Origin of the sequence: Vibrio sp. ED004 (genome assembly GCF_023206395.1) — a bacterium.
GTDB lineage: Bacteria > Pseudomonadota > Gammaproteobacteria > Enterobacterales > Vibrionaceae > Vibrio.
The window spans coordinates 1,138,630-1,153,911 of record NZ_CP066150.1; the positions used below are offsets into that span (position 1 = coordinate 1,138,630).

13 protein-coding genes and 1 pseudogene are annotated in these 15,282 nt (G+C 44.2%); 10 read left to right on the plus strand and 4 right to left on the minus strand.

All coding sequences use genetic code 11. The annotated features are described in order from the left end of the window. The first annotated feature begins 172 nt into the window (after positions 1-172). Positions 173-649, plus strand: coding sequence for a YeeE/YedE family protein (locus tag ITG10_RS22580; RefSeq protein ID WP_017632402.1), 477 nt, complete (start codon positions 173-175; stop codon positions 647-649). Continuing rightward, on the plus strand, positions 649-1,080 hold the full coding sequence (locus ITG10_RS22585) for a YeeE/YedE family protein (RefSeq protein WP_017632401.1): 432 nt from the start codon (positions 649-651) through the stop codon (positions 1,078-1,080). Before ITG10_RS22580 ends, ITG10_RS22585 begins: the two co-directional genes overlap by 1 nt. A gap of 118 nt (positions 1,081-1,198) precedes the next feature. On the opposite strand, the gene ITG10_RS22590 is transcribed toward ITG10_RS22585, so the two are convergent. Next, entirely contained in the window at positions 1,199-2,074 is an 876-nt protein-coding gene (locus ITG10_RS22590; RefSeq protein ID WP_017632400.1) for an endonuclease/exonuclease/phosphatase family protein, read from the minus strand. A 303-nt stretch (positions 2,075-2,377) separates the two neighbouring features. Here ITG10_RS22590 and nrdD point away from each other — a divergent pair, with 303 nt between their 5' ends. Beyond that, complete coding sequence (gene nrdD, locus ITG10_RS22595; protein ID WP_248386904.1) at positions 2,378-4,498, plus strand: anaerobic ribonucleoside-triphosphate reductase; 2,121 nt, start codon at positions 2,378-2,380, stop codon at positions 4,496-4,498. A 124-nt stretch (positions 4,499-4,622) separates the two neighbouring features. After that, entirely contained in the window at positions 4,623-5,093 is a 471-nt protein-coding gene (gene nrdG, locus ITG10_RS22600) for an anaerobic ribonucleoside-triphosphate reductase-activating protein (RefSeq protein WP_017632438.1), read from the plus strand. Positions 5,094-5,258: 165 nt separating this feature from the next. On the opposite strand, the gene ITG10_RS22605 is transcribed toward nrdG, so the two are convergent. Continuing rightward, the gene (locus ITG10_RS22605) at positions 5,259-6,644 is read right to left on the minus strand and encodes an MATE family efflux transporter (protein WP_017632437.1); all 1,386 of its coding nucleotides are present in this window, start codon (positions 6,642-6,644) and stop codon (positions 5,259-5,261) included. A gap of 133 nt (positions 6,645-6,777) precedes the next feature. Here ITG10_RS22605 and ITG10_RS22610 point away from each other — a divergent pair. The 6 genes and pseudogenes from ITG10_RS22610 to ITG10_RS22635 all read left to right on the plus strand — a co-directional run bounded on the left by ITG10_RS22610 (position 6,778) and on the right by ITG10_RS22635 (position 13,038). After that, positions 6,778-7,619: pseudogene (locus tag ITG10_RS22610) on the plus strand (AraC family transcriptional regulator). 225 nt (positions 7,620-7,844) lie between these two features. Further along, entirely contained in the window at positions 7,845-9,029 is a 1,185-nt protein-coding gene (locus tag ITG10_RS22615; RefSeq protein ID WP_017632435.1) for an amino acid aminotransferase, read from the plus strand. 11 nt (positions 9,030-9,040) lie between these two features. Next, positions 9,041-9,706, plus strand: a complete 666-nt coding sequence (locus ITG10_RS22620; protein ID WP_017632434.1) for an ATP-dependent zinc protease — start codon at positions 9,041-9,043, stop codon at positions 9,704-9,706. Positions 9,707-10,018: 312 nt separating this feature from the next. Then, entirely contained in the window at positions 10,019-11,602 is a 1,584-nt protein-coding gene (locus tag ITG10_RS22625; RefSeq protein WP_017632433.1) for an ABC-F family ATPase, read from the plus strand. A 90-nt stretch (positions 11,603-11,692) separates the two neighbouring features. Next, a complete protein-coding gene (locus ITG10_RS22630) occupies positions 11,693-12,214 on the plus strand; it encodes a helix-turn-helix domain-containing protein (RefSeq protein ID WP_248386715.1) in 522 nt (173 codons plus the stop codon). Between the two features lie 305 nt (positions 12,215-12,519). Then, on the plus strand, positions 12,520-13,038 hold the full coding sequence (locus tag ITG10_RS22635) for an IS3 family transposase (RefSeq protein ID WP_248386906.1): 519 nt from the start codon (positions 12,520-12,522) through the stop codon (positions 13,036-13,038). An 82-nt stretch (positions 13,039-13,120) separates the two neighbouring features. Here ITG10_RS22635 and ITG10_RS22640 read toward each other — a convergent pair whose 3' ends face one another. Together ITG10_RS22640 and ITG10_RS22645 are read right to left on the minus strand one after the other, a co-directional pair. Further along, positions 13,121-13,708, minus strand: coding sequence for a methyl-accepting chemotaxis protein (locus ITG10_RS22640; protein WP_277619154.1), 588 nt, complete (start codon positions 13,706-13,708; stop codon positions 13,121-13,123). A 6-nt stretch (positions 13,709-13,714) separates the two neighbouring features. Beyond that, the gene (locus ITG10_RS22645) at positions 13,715-15,007 is read right to left on the minus strand and encodes a methyl-accepting chemotaxis protein (protein ID WP_017632371.1); all 1,293 of its coding nucleotides are present in this window, start codon (positions 15,005-15,007) and stop codon (positions 13,715-13,717) included. Between the last annotated feature and the right edge of the window lie 275 nt (positions 15,008-15,282).

Genomic DNA, 15,282 nt, shown 5'->3' on the forward strand with positions numbered 1-15,282 from the left:
AATTCCAGACTTACAAACCGAAACATACTAGCAGTACATTAGCATTGACTAATTTATATTTATTAGTAAAATCTAATATGAGTTTATTAATAAAGCCTAATTTAAAGTTGCGACGAGTTAAATTTAAGCAGTAACGAGTTAGATTCGAGTTGTTAGATGGGAGAGGTCGGTGATGAGTTTAATACCTTGGGATGCATTGTTCGGTGGCGTGTTGTTAGGCGCGTCGGCAATTATTCTTATGTTAGGTATAGGGCGAGTAGCAGGAATCAGCGGTATTGTTAGCCGACTCTTGCCATTAGGCTTGGACAATAATGCAAGTAAGGCTTCTCAAGCAGGTTCGGACAGCAACATTGAGAGGACCGAAAAGCACTGGCGCATTGCCTTTGTTGTGGGAATGGTCGCAAGTGGTTGGCTATTGATTCCGACGGGTTACCAACTTCCACAGTTGGAAGAGATGGATCTCGCTTTGGTGATTATTGCTGGCCTCTTGGTGGGCTTCGGTACCAAAACAGCGAACGGTTGTACTAGCGGCCACGGTATTGTCGGAATGGCTCGTTTATCTAAACGTTCTATTGTTGCGACCTGTGTATTTATGGGTGTGGCAATCGTAACCGCGTTTATCAAGAACCTGATTGGCTTGGGGGTATAATGAAAAACGCTTCATTTACTATCGTTATCGGTTTGGTCGCAGGTATTCTGTTTGGGTCAGGAATGATCATTTCAGGCATGGTTGATCCTGAGAAGGTACTCGGCTTCTTAGACATTACCGGTAACTGGGACATTAGTTTGGCATTCGTCATGGGCGGCGCGCTGTTAGTCTTCGCTCCGTTTTATCATCTGGTCATTAAAAAGCGTGCTAAAGCGATCAATGGCGAGCCGTTAGATAGCCGTAACAATCCACTAATCGATAGAAAGCTGATTCTTGGCTCTACAGCGTTTGGCTTAGGCTGGGGGATTGCTGGCTTTTGCCCGGGTCCTGCAGTAACCAGCCTTAGTGGAGGTAACCCAATGGTATGGGTGTTTATGGTCAGTATGCTGGTGGGAATGTGGCTAGCGGGTCGGACGAACAAAACCTGTTAGTAGCAATCTTATCGCTGACTATATTGGCTTTGACGTTATTCGTTCTGAACTGACCAAGCATAGAGGTTGACTCGCTTTAATTAGAAAGCCAGTCAGCCTCTTTTTACATCTCTATCTACTATTTAATAGTCGTTGAAACTGGGCAGTGGTCACTGAGTTTGTAGTCCAGCACATCTTGCATTTCAAATACCTTTTGTTTCGCAGGAGTAGCATCTAAGGACTTGCTCACGACAATATGGTCTATTACAGAACGGAACTGGTGCGTGCGGTGGTTATTACGATTTGAGCGAACCTTACAATCTGCTCGAGTTTTTCTTGTTGCCAATTGAGCATCGGTGTTTTGCGTCATATCTTTCCACATCCAATCTCTTGTATAGGAGAGGTTGTGGTTAAAGTCGCCCAGAATCGCGTAGTCTTCGCCTTTACGTTCTCTTTGCTGTATCCACTTATTCAGTTGTTGAGCTTGGTCTTTGAGCCTTGAACAGTCGCGGTTAGACTTATACGCGCCGCTGCAACCCGCCTTTAAATGCACTGACAACATGTGAATTGGCTTTGTATCTGTTTCTACAACCATATAGCTAGCAAACCTAAGCTTGCTGTTGGCACTCGTTTCCAGAGGAAAGTCAGCGTAGTCAGTGAGAGCGATTCCCTTACGCACCGTGAAGCCCGTATATTGGTTCACTTCTTTGAATTGTCGGTTACTGTTTTTTGGCAATGAACGATCAGACATCAATATTTCATATTGATCACCCGCGATGCGCTGAATGGCATTTACGTCATCGACTTCTTGAAAAGCAACCACATCCGCATCTAAGGATTGGAAATACTGTTCGAGTTTATCGAAATCCGCTTGATCACGTTGGGCAGAAAACTTATTCACAGCCACATTGGTTGATAACCATTCGATATTCCAACTGGATATGGTCAAAGGTTCAGCAAATGCGTGGCTACTGAGTAAGCAACCTAGCATTACCCACTTTTGAAGTCGTTTCATTCCAAATATCCCTAATTTTGTCGTCCAATATAGTTGAGCCGTTATCCTACAACACTTACCAAAAATTCAACTCTTTTTAGCAGTTTTTTTATTGTTACATTGTTTCTTTTCGACTTGAGAACTCACGTAATAATATTGGATTTATCTTGTTCAGCGTGCGCGTTTTATTGATCCAAATCAATACTCAAAGTTGGTGGTTCTCGTTAAATACGCCACAATATCTAGTGTTAGTTAAACGATAAATCGCTCTATATAGTGTGTTTGTGGATAAGTCTGTGAATACCTCAAGAGTAAGGAGAAGTGGTGAAATCAATCGTAATCAAGCGTGATGGCTCAAGAGCTCCATTCAGTAGAGATCGCATCCAAGCTGCAGTGGAAGCAGCATCAGACAAAGCCGATAAGGAAATTGCTATTTATGCTCTGAATGTGGCATTAGCAGTTGAGTTGAAGCTCGAAGACTACGATGAAGTTCATATCTCTGAAATTCAAACCATGGTCGAGAACGAGCTAATGCAGGGACCTTATAAGTCTTTGGCTCGTGCTTACATTGAATATCGTCATGACCGCGACATCGCACGTGAAAAGCAAAGCGCTTTAACGCGTGAAATTGAAGGTTTGATCGAAGAAAGCAATGTTGATCTGATCAATGAGAATGCCAACAAAGACGGTAAAGTTATCCCAACTCAGCGTGATTTGCTGGCGGGTATCGTGGCTAAACACTATGCGAAAACTCACATTTTGCCGCGTGACATCGTACAAGCTCACGAGTGTGGTGACATTCACTACCACGATCTAGACTACGCACCGTTCTTCCCAATGTTTAACTGTATGCTTATCGACTTGAAAGGCATGTTAACGCATGGCTTCAAGATGGGTAACGCCGAAATCGACACACCTAAGTCTATTTCTACGGCGACAGCGGTAACCGCGCAGATCATCGCACAAGTGGCAAGCCACATTTACGGCGGCACAACGATTAACCGTATCGATGAGGTTCTAGAACCTTACGTTATGGCGAGCTACGAGAAGCACTTATCGCTAGCAAAAGAGTGGGACATTCATAGCCCAGAAGCTTTCGCTATCTCTCGTACCGAGAAAGAGTGTTACGACGCGTTCCAATCTCTGGAATACGAAGTAAACACACTTCACACCGCTAATGGTCAAACACCATTCGTCACGTTTGGTTTTGGTCTTGGCGAAAGCTGGGGTTCGAAACTTATCCAGCAATCTATCTTGAAGAACCGTATTGCAGGTTTGGGTAAGAACCGCAAAACAGCGGTATTCCCTAAACTGGTATTTGCAATCAAAGATGGCTTGAACCACCAGAAGCAAGATCCAAACTACGACATCAAGCAATTAGCGCTTGAGTGTGCGTCTAAGCGTATGTACCCAGATATTCTTAACTACGACAAGGTCGTAGAAGTGACAGGGTCATTTAAAACGCCGATGGGTTGCCGTAGCTTCTTGAATACTTACGAAGAAAACGGTGAGTTGATTCATGAAGGCCGTAACAACTTAGGTGTAGTTAGCTTGAACTTGCCACGTATCGCGATTAACGCAAAACAAGATATGACTAAGTTCTACGAGCTGCTTGATGAAAAACTGAAGCTGGCTCGTCGTGCTCTAGAAACTCGTATTTCTCGTCTAGAAAACGTGAAAGCGCGTGTTGCGCCAATCCTATACATGGAAGGTGCGTGTGGCGTTCGCTTGAAAGCAGACGACTCTATCGCCGATATCTTCAAGAATGGCCGTGCGTCTGTTTCTCTTGGTTACATTGGTATCCATGAAGCGATGACAGCACTTTACGGCACTGACGTTCACCTGTACGACGATGGCGAAATGCGTGCTAAAGCGCTTGAGCTGGTGGAGTACATGAAACGTGAAGTGGAATTTTGGACAAAAGAAACGGGTTACGCGTTCAGCCTATACGGCACACCGAGTGAAAACCTATGTAGCCGTTTCTGCAGCATCGATACCAAAGAGTTTGGTGTGATTGATGGCGTAACAGACCGTGGTTACTACACCAACAGCTTCCACTTAGACGTACAGAAGAAAGTGAACCCATACGACAAGATCGATTTCGAGATGCCTTATCCAGAAATCTCTAGCGGTGGTTTCATCTGTTACGGCGAATTCCCGAACATGCAGAAGAACATCGAAGCGCTAGAAAACGTATGGGACTACAGCTACACACGTGTTCCTTACTACGGCACCAACACGCCAATTGATGAGTGCTACGAATGTGGCTACAACGGTGAGTTTGACTGTACTAGTAAAGGCTTTACGTGTCCTAAGTGTGGCAACCATGACTCAACTAAAGTTTCAGTAACGCGCCGCGTTTGTGGTTACCTTGGTAGTCCTGATGCACGACCGTTTAATTTCGGTAAACAAGAAGAAGTTAAACGCCGCGTGAAGCATCTTTAGTCAGGCCTAAGAGCATTAGAAATAAGATTGGTATCGGCTCAATGTCGATACCAATTCATTTGTTTCACTTCTCGCTACTTTCAAGTTAAACCATTAAGCAATCACGAGTTTTCAATACTGCCTTATGAATTATCATCAATATCACCCAATCGACGTTGTAAACGGCCCAGGAACACGATGCACTTTGTTTGTGTCGGGTTGTGTGCACCAGTGTCGCGGGTGTTATAACCAGTCGACGCAAAGGTTGGACTCTGGGCATCTGTTTACTCAAGAACTCCAAGACCAAATTATTGCTGATCTGAACGATCCGCGGATCAAACGTCGTGGCTTATCGCTTTCTGGTGGCGATCCAATGCATCCGGCGAACGTGTCTGAAGTGCTTAAGCTCGTTCAGCGTGTAAAAGCGGAGTGCGAAGGCAAAGACATTTGGATGTGGACTGGCTATGAACTCGACGAACTCGATGATAAACAGAAGCAAGTGCTTGAATACGTAGATACTTTGATTGATGGTCGCTTCGAGCAAGATAAAGCGGATCCAATGTTAGATTGGCGTGGTAGTTCAAACCAAATCATCCATCGATTTACTGACTTATAGCTTTACTGACTTATAAGATTTGTTCTGATTCAGGACTCTCGTAACAACAATACACTCGCAAATAGAAAAAAGGGCTTCATCATTAGCGTAATGCTACAAATCAGCCCTTGGGTGTGAGTTCTTTTTAATCTATCGTCTGCACGTCAGTGTCGGTTTGGCGCCTGTTTAAATAGGAATGTGCTCAGGCTCGTCGATTAGGTTGTTTATCCATTTCTTGGATTGAATCCTCTTACTGGTTAGAACGATTTTGGCTAGCTCTTCGAGTAACACAATCATCAACACCCATTCTAGCGGCCAACCCAACACCAACGCAGTAAAGTAGGCAAGGGGAATACCGATTGCCCATTGGCCAAACAGGTCGATGAAGATGCTGTAGTTGATGTCGCCACCGCTTTTTAAAACGCCTCCAATCCCAACCATGTTGAAAACTCTGAGTATCATGCCGAGTGCCATTACTAAGGTAACGTTAACGGCCGTATCTTTGAGCTCTAAGTGAGTAAGACCGATCATGTATACGATTGCGGGCTTAGCAAACCAGCACAACAAGGCTAACAGAGCCGCAAGCCCACAGCTGACTAATACATACCCCCAAGCGGTATTCTCAACACGCTGATAGTTCTTCGCGCCGATCTCGTTACCTAGAATGATTGAAGCCGCGACGGCAAACCCCATGAACGCCGAGATTAAGATGCTTTCAACAGGCGATAACAGTGAAATGATCGCAAGCTCGCCAACGCCCATCTGACCAACAATAACGTTATAAATCAGTATTCCACCAGCCCATGCTGTGTCATGAACCAACATAGGTATAGCTATCGTGAAGTACTTCTTTCTGTGCTTCGGTAATATCGCATCTCGCCAATTGCTTAATGTAGGAAATAGATGGGCGTAGTGTCTGTTTGCCATAGCAAGCAGGGCAACCGTTTGAAAGAATCTAGACACCGTGGTACCAATTGCCGCGCCAACCACCCCCAGTTCTGGAAATCCAAACAAGCCAAAGATCAATAAGGCATTGAGGATCGCATTGACGATGATCGCCCAGATGCTGATCTTGGTGGGCAGCCTAGCTTCGCCAACCGATCGCAGTGCGCTTTCTAGTGGCACTACTATCGCGGTACCAATAAGGCTGGCTCCTGTTATCCAAAGGTAATCCGTTGCCAATCGGACGTAATCAGGGTCTGAGGCCACCACAGACACTACTGATTCAGGAACCAATGTATAGATGAACACAAAGGGGATGATGGCAAAGATCGACAGTGCCCATGATTGCGCTAGTGTACGTCGAATTCCGTTGAAATCACCGGCGCCAAAATATTGCGAAGCTAGCACGCTCACAGCTCCGCTAATCCCCGATACCATGATCAAGTTGAAGAAGAAGATACGATTGCCAACACCGACAGCGGCGGTTGCAGAATCACCAAGCTGATTGACCATAAAAATATCGACCACGCCTAGCAATGAAAACAACATGGTTTGCAGTGAGACAGGTAAACCAATGTGTAATAGTTTTTGCCAAAACTCTTTGTCTAAATGACGATATGTCGAGAGCATCGCATTTCCCCCTCTAGTGAATATGCGAGAAGTTTATCGGCATTTGTTTTGCCTGTATTGTTCCTGTTCATCACAAACTTTTGCCAAACTATCTAGTTTAGTGGTTTAGCAATTTATACGAGCTAGCAATTGAATGAATGAGAAACAAGAACGGTATGAGATTTCAGACAAGACGCATCAAGAGTTTGTCGATCAAAGCCATGTATTGGCATTTGAAGAGCTCGGTATCGTTCAGTGTGGGACAGCATCGTGTCGTGATTTCTTTTCGGTGTATCGGAAAAACCAACAAAAACACATGTTGCTGTATACCGTGAGAGGCAAGGGTTGGTTAGAAAGTGGGGCGTGTCGTTACATTCTAGAAGCGGGTTCGTGCATTACTGTTCCTGCAGGCATAGAGAATGGCTTTGGTATTGAAGAAGAAACATGGCAGATAGCGTGGATCTTTCTATCGCCTGATAAGCAATGGGAAAATGTCGTCAATGATGAGGTGAGTTATACGCTGTCTCCTGCAGCCGAAGTCGTCTCGTCTTGTATTCATACCTTGCTGAGAAGTATTGCCTTGCCCATTGATTTAGGCGGAGCGATTGCCATTCACAGCTAGCGCAAATAGAGTTCATGATTAATGCGCCCGTCCCGCAGCAACAGTCTCGAAATTTGATTCGCTTGAGGCGAGTGTTCGACAGTGTTCAAAAGCAGCTTCATAAAGAGTGGAATGTGCATGAGCTAGCAAACCTATTTCCGTGTTCAGAGCCGCACTTGCACCGCTTGTGCCAACGTTATTACTCTCATAGCCCGATGACTCATATTATGCGTATGAGAATGGAATATGCTGCAAGGCTGCTCAGATCGAGTGATTGGTCGATTCAGCACATTGGCGAGATAGTTGGATATCCCAATGCCGCTAACTTTAGCACTCGGTTTAAGGCATGGTCAGGAATGACACCAAGACAATTCAAACAGAGTGCTCAATCTTAATAGGGCATATGGCAACATAAGACGTATCGACACATAGAAATAAAGCGCTTTGAATTGTGCAATGGGTCATTAGGTGATTGAAATTTGCACTATTTATCCGTTTGAAACGACCAATCTCTGATTACTTATGGTAACTAAGCGCTTCTATTAAAAAATGTTTCTGATTTTAGTACGAAAATGTTAACGTGAAATCCATTACTTGAATTTCAAAGGGTTGTGACTTTCATGTTTTCACATCTACCAAAACCAACTTTAGATCCAATTCTATCTCTTTCTGTTGCTTACCGCGGCGATACTCGTACTGACAAAGTCGATTTAGGCATTGGCGTTTACAAAAACGACCAAGGCGAAACTCCGATCATGAAAGCCGTGTCTAAGGCTCAAGATATCGTTGTTGAGACTCAGAAAACCAAAGCTTACGTTGGCCTAGCAGGCTGTGAAGAGTTTAACCAGAGCATGGTTGATCTGCTGCTTAAAGGGACTTCTGCAATGGATCGCGTAGCAGCGATTCAAACACCGGGTGCAAGTGGTGCACTTCGTATGTTGGGTGACTTAATGAAAGTTTCTCAGCCAGACACCACAGTTTGGATTTCAAACCCGAGCTACGTTAACCACAAACCGGTGATGGAAGCGGCAGGCTTAAAAGTTCGCTACTACAATTACTTCAGTCCTGAAACGAAGCAAGTTGATACTGCAAAAATGTTGGATGACCTTTCAAAAGCGGGTCCATCAGACGTGGTACTACTGCACGGTTGCTGTCATAACCCAACGGGTGCGGATATCGACTTTGAAGCGTGGCAGGAAATCACCAAACTATCACAAAAGAATGGCTTCTTACCGTTCGTTGATATTGCTTATCAAGGCTTTGGTGACGGCCTAGAAGAAGACGCGAAAGGTCTTCAACACATGGCGAACAACGTGGAAGAGATGTTAATTACAACGTCTTGTTCAAAGAACTTCGGTTTGTACCGTGAAAGAACGGGTGCAGCAATCGTGATTGGTAAGAACAGCGAACACGTTGGCAATGCTAAAGGTAAGCTGCTGACGCTTGCGCGTTCAACTTACACTATGCCGCCAGATCACGGTGCGGCTTTGGTGAAAACAATTCTTCAGAATCAAGAGTTAACAACGATTTGGAAGCAAGAATTGAGTGAAATGCAGCAACGTCTGTTAAATCTGCGCCAAAGTTTATGTGATGAATTGCGAAATACTTATAACACGTCACAATTTGATTTCATTGAAAGCCATAAAGGTATGTTTACTGTACTAGGCTTTAAAGAAACTCAAATGAATCAATTACGTGAAGAATATGGCATCTACGGTGTTGGTGATGGACGCATCAATATTGCAGGTCTTTCTGAATCCCATATTCCTTATGTAGCAAAAGCGATAGCCAACGTATCAAAATAGAAGGTGACTGAATGTATAATTGGAAAGCGATTATTACCCTAATGTTAAGTGGCGGCTTGTTTGCTTGTTCGACGACGACTCAAGTTCCTGTCGAGCCAGAGCAAAAGCCTCAAATCGAACAACCTGTTGTAGATGATTCTTCAAAAACTGATGCAACAGAAGGCGAGAAAGTAACGGAACCTACTGAGAAGCCTGAAGAAGTGAAACCTGCACCTGTTGAAAAACCAGTAGAGAAGGTTAGAAAAACAAGTGACGGCAAACTGATTCTTGGTGAAGAAGAGTGGGTGTTTGTTCCTGGTTTAAAAGAAGCGTTTAAAGCACGTGTCGATACTGGTGCAACAACCTCTTCAATCAGTGCGGTTGATATTGTTGATTTTGAACGTGACGGCAAAGACTGGGTTAAGTTCAAGATTGAACACGACGGCATCACAACTGAAGAGATCAGCTTACCAGTAGAGCGCTGGGTTAAGATCAAGCAATCAAGCGCAGAAGGTACACAACGACGCGCAGTGGTTGTGGCTTCAATTCAAATTGGTGACCTAAAAGACAAAACTGAATTTACGCTAGCCGACCGAACGCATCTTTCTTTCCCACTTCTGTTGGGTAGAAGCTTCTTTAGAGATGTTGCGGTTGTCGACGTAAGCAAAAAATACGTTCAGAAGAAAATCACTAAATAGATTTAAGTCTATGAGTCCTGACTCAATCTGACGTTTCTGTTTTGATAAATCGAATCCCTGCTAATGGAATTAGCGGGGATTTTTTCTATTTATGGCGTAATAACCGACGAAATGCATTTAATTGTGCATTGTTCGCTATCCGTTCACTGTTTAACCTCGACAATGTGATCCTGATCTCTATATAATCCGCGCTTCGTTTTATGTTTAATCCATACTTTCGTACTTCTTATTTAGGCTAGTTTTTCTGCCTAATAATTATCTGTCAGTACACGCTTAGGAATTAGTTCTTTGATATCTACCGCGAACATCACAATGCAATTTGGCGCAGAGCCGCTGTTTGAAAACATCTCTGCTAAATTTGGTAACGGCAACCGCTATGGTTTGATCGGCGCTAATGGTTGCGGCAAATCAACGTTCATGAAAATCCTAAGTGGTGCATTAACGCCAAGTTCGGGCAACGTTTCTATCACTCCTGGAGAAAAACTGGGTGTTTTGAGCCAAGATCAGTTCGCATTCGAGCAGTACAGCGTTATCGACGTTGTAATCATGGGCGACAGAAAGCTGTGGGAAGTAAAACAAGAACGTGACCGTATTTACTCTTTGCCAGAAATGAGCGAAGACGATGGTATGAAAGTCGCTGAACTTGAAAGCGAATTCGCAGAAATGGACGGTTACACAGCAGAAAGCCGTGCGGGTGACATCCTGATTCAAGCGGGTATCGAAGAAGAGTTTCACTTCGGTCTGATGCAGCAAGTTGCTCCAGGCTGGAAACTGCGTGTGTTATTGGCACAAGCGCTGTTTGCAAACCCAGATATCCTGCTACTTGATGAACCAACCAACAACTTGGACATTCACACGATCAACTGGCTGGCTGAAGAGCTAAACCAACGTAAATGTACAATGATCATCATCTCGCACGATAGACACTTTCTGAACTCTGTATGTACGCACATGGCGGACATCGACTACGGTGAGCTACGTATTTACCCAGGTAACTACGAGTACTTCCTAGAAGCATCTGGCTTGATTCGCGAACAACTTCTAGCAAGCAATGCTAAGAAAGCGGCTGAGATCAGCGAGCTTCAAGACTTCGTAAACCGTTTTGGTGCTAACGCATCTAAAGCGAAGCAAGCAAGTTCACGTGCTAAGAAAATGGACAAAATCACGCTTGATGAAGTGAAATCATCGAGCCGTATGAGTCCATCAATTGATTTCGGTGAAGGCAAGAAACTGCACCGTCAAGCGCTTGAACTTCAAGAACTTGGTCACGGCTTCGATGGCGAAACACTGTTTGCTGGTGGTAATTTGCTGCTTGAAGCAGGTACGCGTCTTGCGGTTATCGGTGAGAACGGTGTGGGTAAAACCACGCTGCTACGCTGTCTAGTTCAAGAGTTAGAGCAGAACGAAGGTATCGTTAAATGGTCTGAAAATGCTTCTGTAGGTTACTGCCCACAAGACAGCACTAAGGATTTTGATAATGACCTGAGCATCTTCGATTGGATCTCACAATGGCGTACAGCGAAGCACGACGATCTGATGGTACGCGGTATTCTTGGTCGTCTACTGTTTACGGCTGACGATGCGAACAAGAAAGCTCGTAACTGTTCTGGTGGTGAGAAAAACCGTCTGTTATTCGGCAAGCTAATGATGCAAGACATCAACGTACTTGTAATGGACGAACCTACCAACCACATGGACATGGAAGCAATCCAAGCCCTAAACGATGCACTTAAGGTTTACACTGGCACGCTTATTTTCGTGAGCCATGACCGTGAGTTTGTCTCTTCATTGGCAACACACATCATTGATGTGAAAGACCAACAGCTAGTGAGCTTCCAAGGTACTTACGAAGAGTACCTAGATCACCAGAAAAAGATGTTGATGGTTAACCTATAAAAGTTAACGCTTCATCGACATGAGAATATAAAAAGCCCCCGAACTGAACTGACCCCCAATAGTTGGACACCAATTATTGGGGGTCTTTTTATGTCCAAATATAGCCGAGAGCTAAAATGTATCATTGCTAAGCAATACTTAGATGGCACGTCATCTCTCTACTTAGCCAAACAATATTCAATTTCGTCAAGACAGGTTCGGTATTGGGCTCAAGTGTTTGCCATCCACGGCACTGCTTCATTTTTACCAACTAAGCATGCTGCTACTGCTCAGACAAAACGAAAAGCATTGAATTTAATGTGGACGAATGAATGGTCTCTCACGCACACTAGCGCAGTATTAAACCTCTCATCCCCTGGGATACTCTCTGTCTGGCTCAAACGATTTAATGAGCTCGGTATCAAGGGGCTCAAAATGCGCCAGAAAGGAAGACCCTCAATGAAACAGCAACCTCAACGTACCACTAAGCCTGATAATGAAATGACACTTGAGGAGCTAAAAGAGGAGTTGGTCTACTTACGAACCGAGAATGCCGTTCTAAAAAAGTTGGAAGAGTTGGAGCAGGAAAAAACCGTCGAACAAAGAAAAAGCGGTCATAGCTCTAACTCTTAAAGGCCAGTACCCGTTGAAGCACTTACTGCACACTCTACAGCTGGCAAAAGTGTCTTTTATTATCAGGCTCAAACAAGCAAGCGCCCAAATAGCTACGAACGTGAGCTGCAGTTGATAAAGTCAATTTATCATGAACATAAGGGCCGATACGGCTACCGCCGTATTCACTTGGAATTAAAAAATCAGGGTTTCGTGCTCAATCATAAAACGGTTCAAAGGCTTATGGCTCAGCTCAACCTTAAATCGACAGTCAGGATTAAAAGTATCGTTCATACCGAGGTGAGTCTGGAACAACTGCTCCTAACGTGCTTGAAAGAGATTTTAGTGCGACTCAACCCGATGAAAAATGGGTAACTGATGTCACGGAGTTCAAAGTCAAAGAGCAGAAAGTATACTTGTCTCCCGTTGTCGACTTGTTTACTCAGGAAGTGGTTGCTTATAGAGTGGCCAAAAATGCTTGTTTGCCGCTTGTCACGGATATGCTGACGGAGGCTATATCTACGCTTAAACCCAACTCAAAGCCAATTATACATAGCGATCAAGGTTGGCAATATCGTCATCGACACTATCAGAAAAAGGTAGCGGAGAGTGGGTTAACGCAAAGCATGTCGAGAAAAGGTAACTGCTTGGATAATGCTGTTGCTGAAAACTTTTTTGCTTTACTCAAAACAGAGATGTATCACAACCAAAGCTTTGAAGATGCAGATGCTCTGATAGAGCAAATTAAAGAATACATCGAGTACTACAATACCAAACGTATAAAAGTGAAACTAAAAGGCCTGACTCCGATGGAATATCGAACTCAGGCCTTGAAAGCCGCTTAACAGAAATGTCCAACTTTACGGGGTCACTTCAAACACGTAAGTGGTCGGGGGCTTTTTGTTTGGGCTAGATCTAAATACCTAACTAGTATTTGAACAACTGTACTTGGGTGTTCAACTGTTGGGCGATACCACGCAGTTCTTCAGAAAGTTGACGAGAGTTATCTGCCTCAGTCGACATATTGTCTGACACATCATTAACTAACTGAATGTTCTTGCTCACTTCGCCAGTTACGGTTCTTTGCTCAGACGCCGCGTTTGAGATATGTGAGGCCATATCCGAGATCTGTTGGATCGACGTCGCGATCTCTTCTAATGCTGTCGTCGCATTGTTTGCATCATCGACACTAGACTGTGCCAAATCTTGGCTGCGCTGCATTGATTCCACGGCACTTACGCTGTTTTTCTGCAGAGTCTCAATCATTTCACGAATCTCATCAGTAGAACTGTGAGTACGCTGAGAGAGAACACGAACTTCGTCTGCCACTACCGCAAAGCCACGACCTTGTTCACCGGCACGCGCTGCTTCAATAGCCGCGTTCAAAGCGAGCAGGTTGGTTTGTTCTGCAATGTCTGAAATTGTTGCCAATATCGCATTGATATCCAGTGCATTTTTCTCAACTTCTTGAATGATCCCGGATGCGTTTTCAACTTGTTGGGCTAGGTTGGTGATCGAATCTTAGTTACGAATGATCACTTGCTTGCCTTGTTCACAGTTTTCCGTAGAACCGATCGCGGAATCAGCCGTCATTTGAGCGTTGTTTGCCACTTCTTCTGCCGTTGCCGACATCTCGTGTACCGCTGTGGCAATTTGTGAAATCTCATGAAGCTGTACCGACAAGCCTTCACTGGTTTGGCGCGCAACATTGGTACTGACTTCAGATTGTTGATTAAGCTGATGAGAAGAGTCAGCAATATCACGCACGATCTCTTGAAGCTTAGCGATGAAAGCGTTGACGTGATGCGCTAACGTGCCGATTTCGTCTTTGCTGTTTACTGTAATACGCTGTGTTAAGTCACCATCACCTTTAGACAGTGCTTCCATCGCCGAGCTTAGCGTCGTTAATGGCGCAAGCGCCTTCTTGATGATAAACATTGCCACAAAGGCGATAACGGCAAGTTGAACAAGGCCAAAGATCGCCGATTGACGAAGTAGTGAACGGTAAGAGGCAAAAGATTTGGTTTTGTCGATAACAACCGTGAAATACCAATCGGTGTGTGGGACTTTCTGTGCCGAGAGTAGAGATTCCGCACCGTCGATTGTCAGTTCTTCAAATTCGGGGTCTCGAGCGAGTGATTGAATCTTTTGAGCTGATAGGTTGCTTGAAATGTTTGAAATCGATTTAAGCGTAAGATTGCGTTCCCTATGGGCAACGATATTACCTTTTCCATCGACAAGGAATGCGTAAACGCCAGGCTGCTCGATACTCACGACATCTTTGATCAATGTATTGAGATTAAGGTCTGCGCCAATAACACCAGAATAACCGTTAGTACTAAATGGGCTAGCGATGGTGACCACAAGGTCATTGGTTGCCACATCAATGTAGGGGTCGGTGACTACGGTTTGCCCCGTTGCCATTGGTTTTTTGTACCAATCACGGGTACGAGGGTCATAACCTTGAGGGACCGGCAAGTCTACACCTTGTAGAAAACGGCCATCAGAAAGGCCTGCGTAAGCGATTTGGAATTGACCTGCGTTGGTGCTCTGCGTGAAGTAACTGGTTGGGTCATCGGTGTATTTGAACGCATCTTTGGCTGCGTTAACCACGTTGATGCGTCCTGCAACCCATTTTTCGATACCCGATACATTGGCATTGGTTAGGGTTGTCGAATACTGCTGAATAGAGCGGTAGGTTTCGTTAAGAAGTTGCTTCCCTGTTATATACGTCTGAATCATTGTCATCGCGAAAATAACGATGACAAACATCAATGTTAATTTGTTCTTGATTGAAATGTTGCCAAAATCCATTTACGGTACTTCACTCTGTTTGAATTTCGGAAGAGAGTATCAGTACGTCGTACTACCGTAAAGTGGTTTTATCAATTACCTTTTATTAATAAATTTGTTATACAAAAATAACTTTAAAACAAAGATTTAGTGCGGAGAAGGATCGAAAGGATTTTAGGTTTTTGCACCAAAAAGATCGAAACAAAGCAGGAGATAATAAGAGGGCAATTAAGGCTAATCAGTATGAAAATCGATTAGCCTTGAAGCTTGGCACAGTAATTTAATCTTAGTAAATT

Excerpts from the sequence above, each read along its gene's own strand:
- ITG10_RS22580 (WP_017632402.1), top strand. The coding sequence starts at position 173 with ATGAGTTTAATACCTTGGGATGCATTGTTCGGTGGCGTGTTGTTAGGC.
- ITG10_RS22585 (WP_017632401.1), top strand. The coding sequence starts at position 649 with ATGAAAAACGCTTCATTTACTATCGTTATCGGTTTGGTCGCAGGTATT.
- ITG10_RS22590 (WP_017632400.1), bottom strand. The coding sequence starts at position 2,074 with ATGAAACGACTTCAAAAGTGGGTAATGCTAGGTTGCTTACTCAGTAGC.
- nrdG (WP_017632438.1), top strand. The coding sequence starts at position 4,623 with ATGAATTATCATCAATATCACCCAATCGACGTTGTAAACGGCCCAGGA.
- ITG10_RS22605 (WP_017632437.1), bottom strand. The coding sequence starts at position 6,644 with ATGCTCTCGACATATCGTCATTTAGACAAAGAGTTTTGGCAAAAACTA.
- ITG10_RS22615 (WP_017632435.1), top strand. The coding sequence starts at position 7,845 with ATGTTTTCACATCTACCAAAACCAACTTTAGATCCAATTCTATCTCTT.
- ITG10_RS22620 (WP_017632434.1), top strand. The coding sequence starts at position 9,041 with ATGTATAATTGGAAAGCGATTATTACCCTAATGTTAAGTGGCGGCTTG.
- ITG10_RS22625 (WP_017632433.1), top strand. The coding sequence starts at position 10,019 with ATGCAATTTGGCGCAGAGCCGCTGTTTGAAAACATCTCTGCTAAATTT.
- ITG10_RS22630 (WP_248386715.1), top strand. The coding sequence starts at position 11,693 with ATGTCCAAATATAGCCGAGAGCTAAAATGTATCATTGCTAAGCAATAC.
- ITG10_RS22645 (WP_017632371.1), bottom strand. The coding sequence starts at position 15,007 with ATGGATTTTGGCAACATTTCAATCAAGAACAAATTAACATTGATGTTT.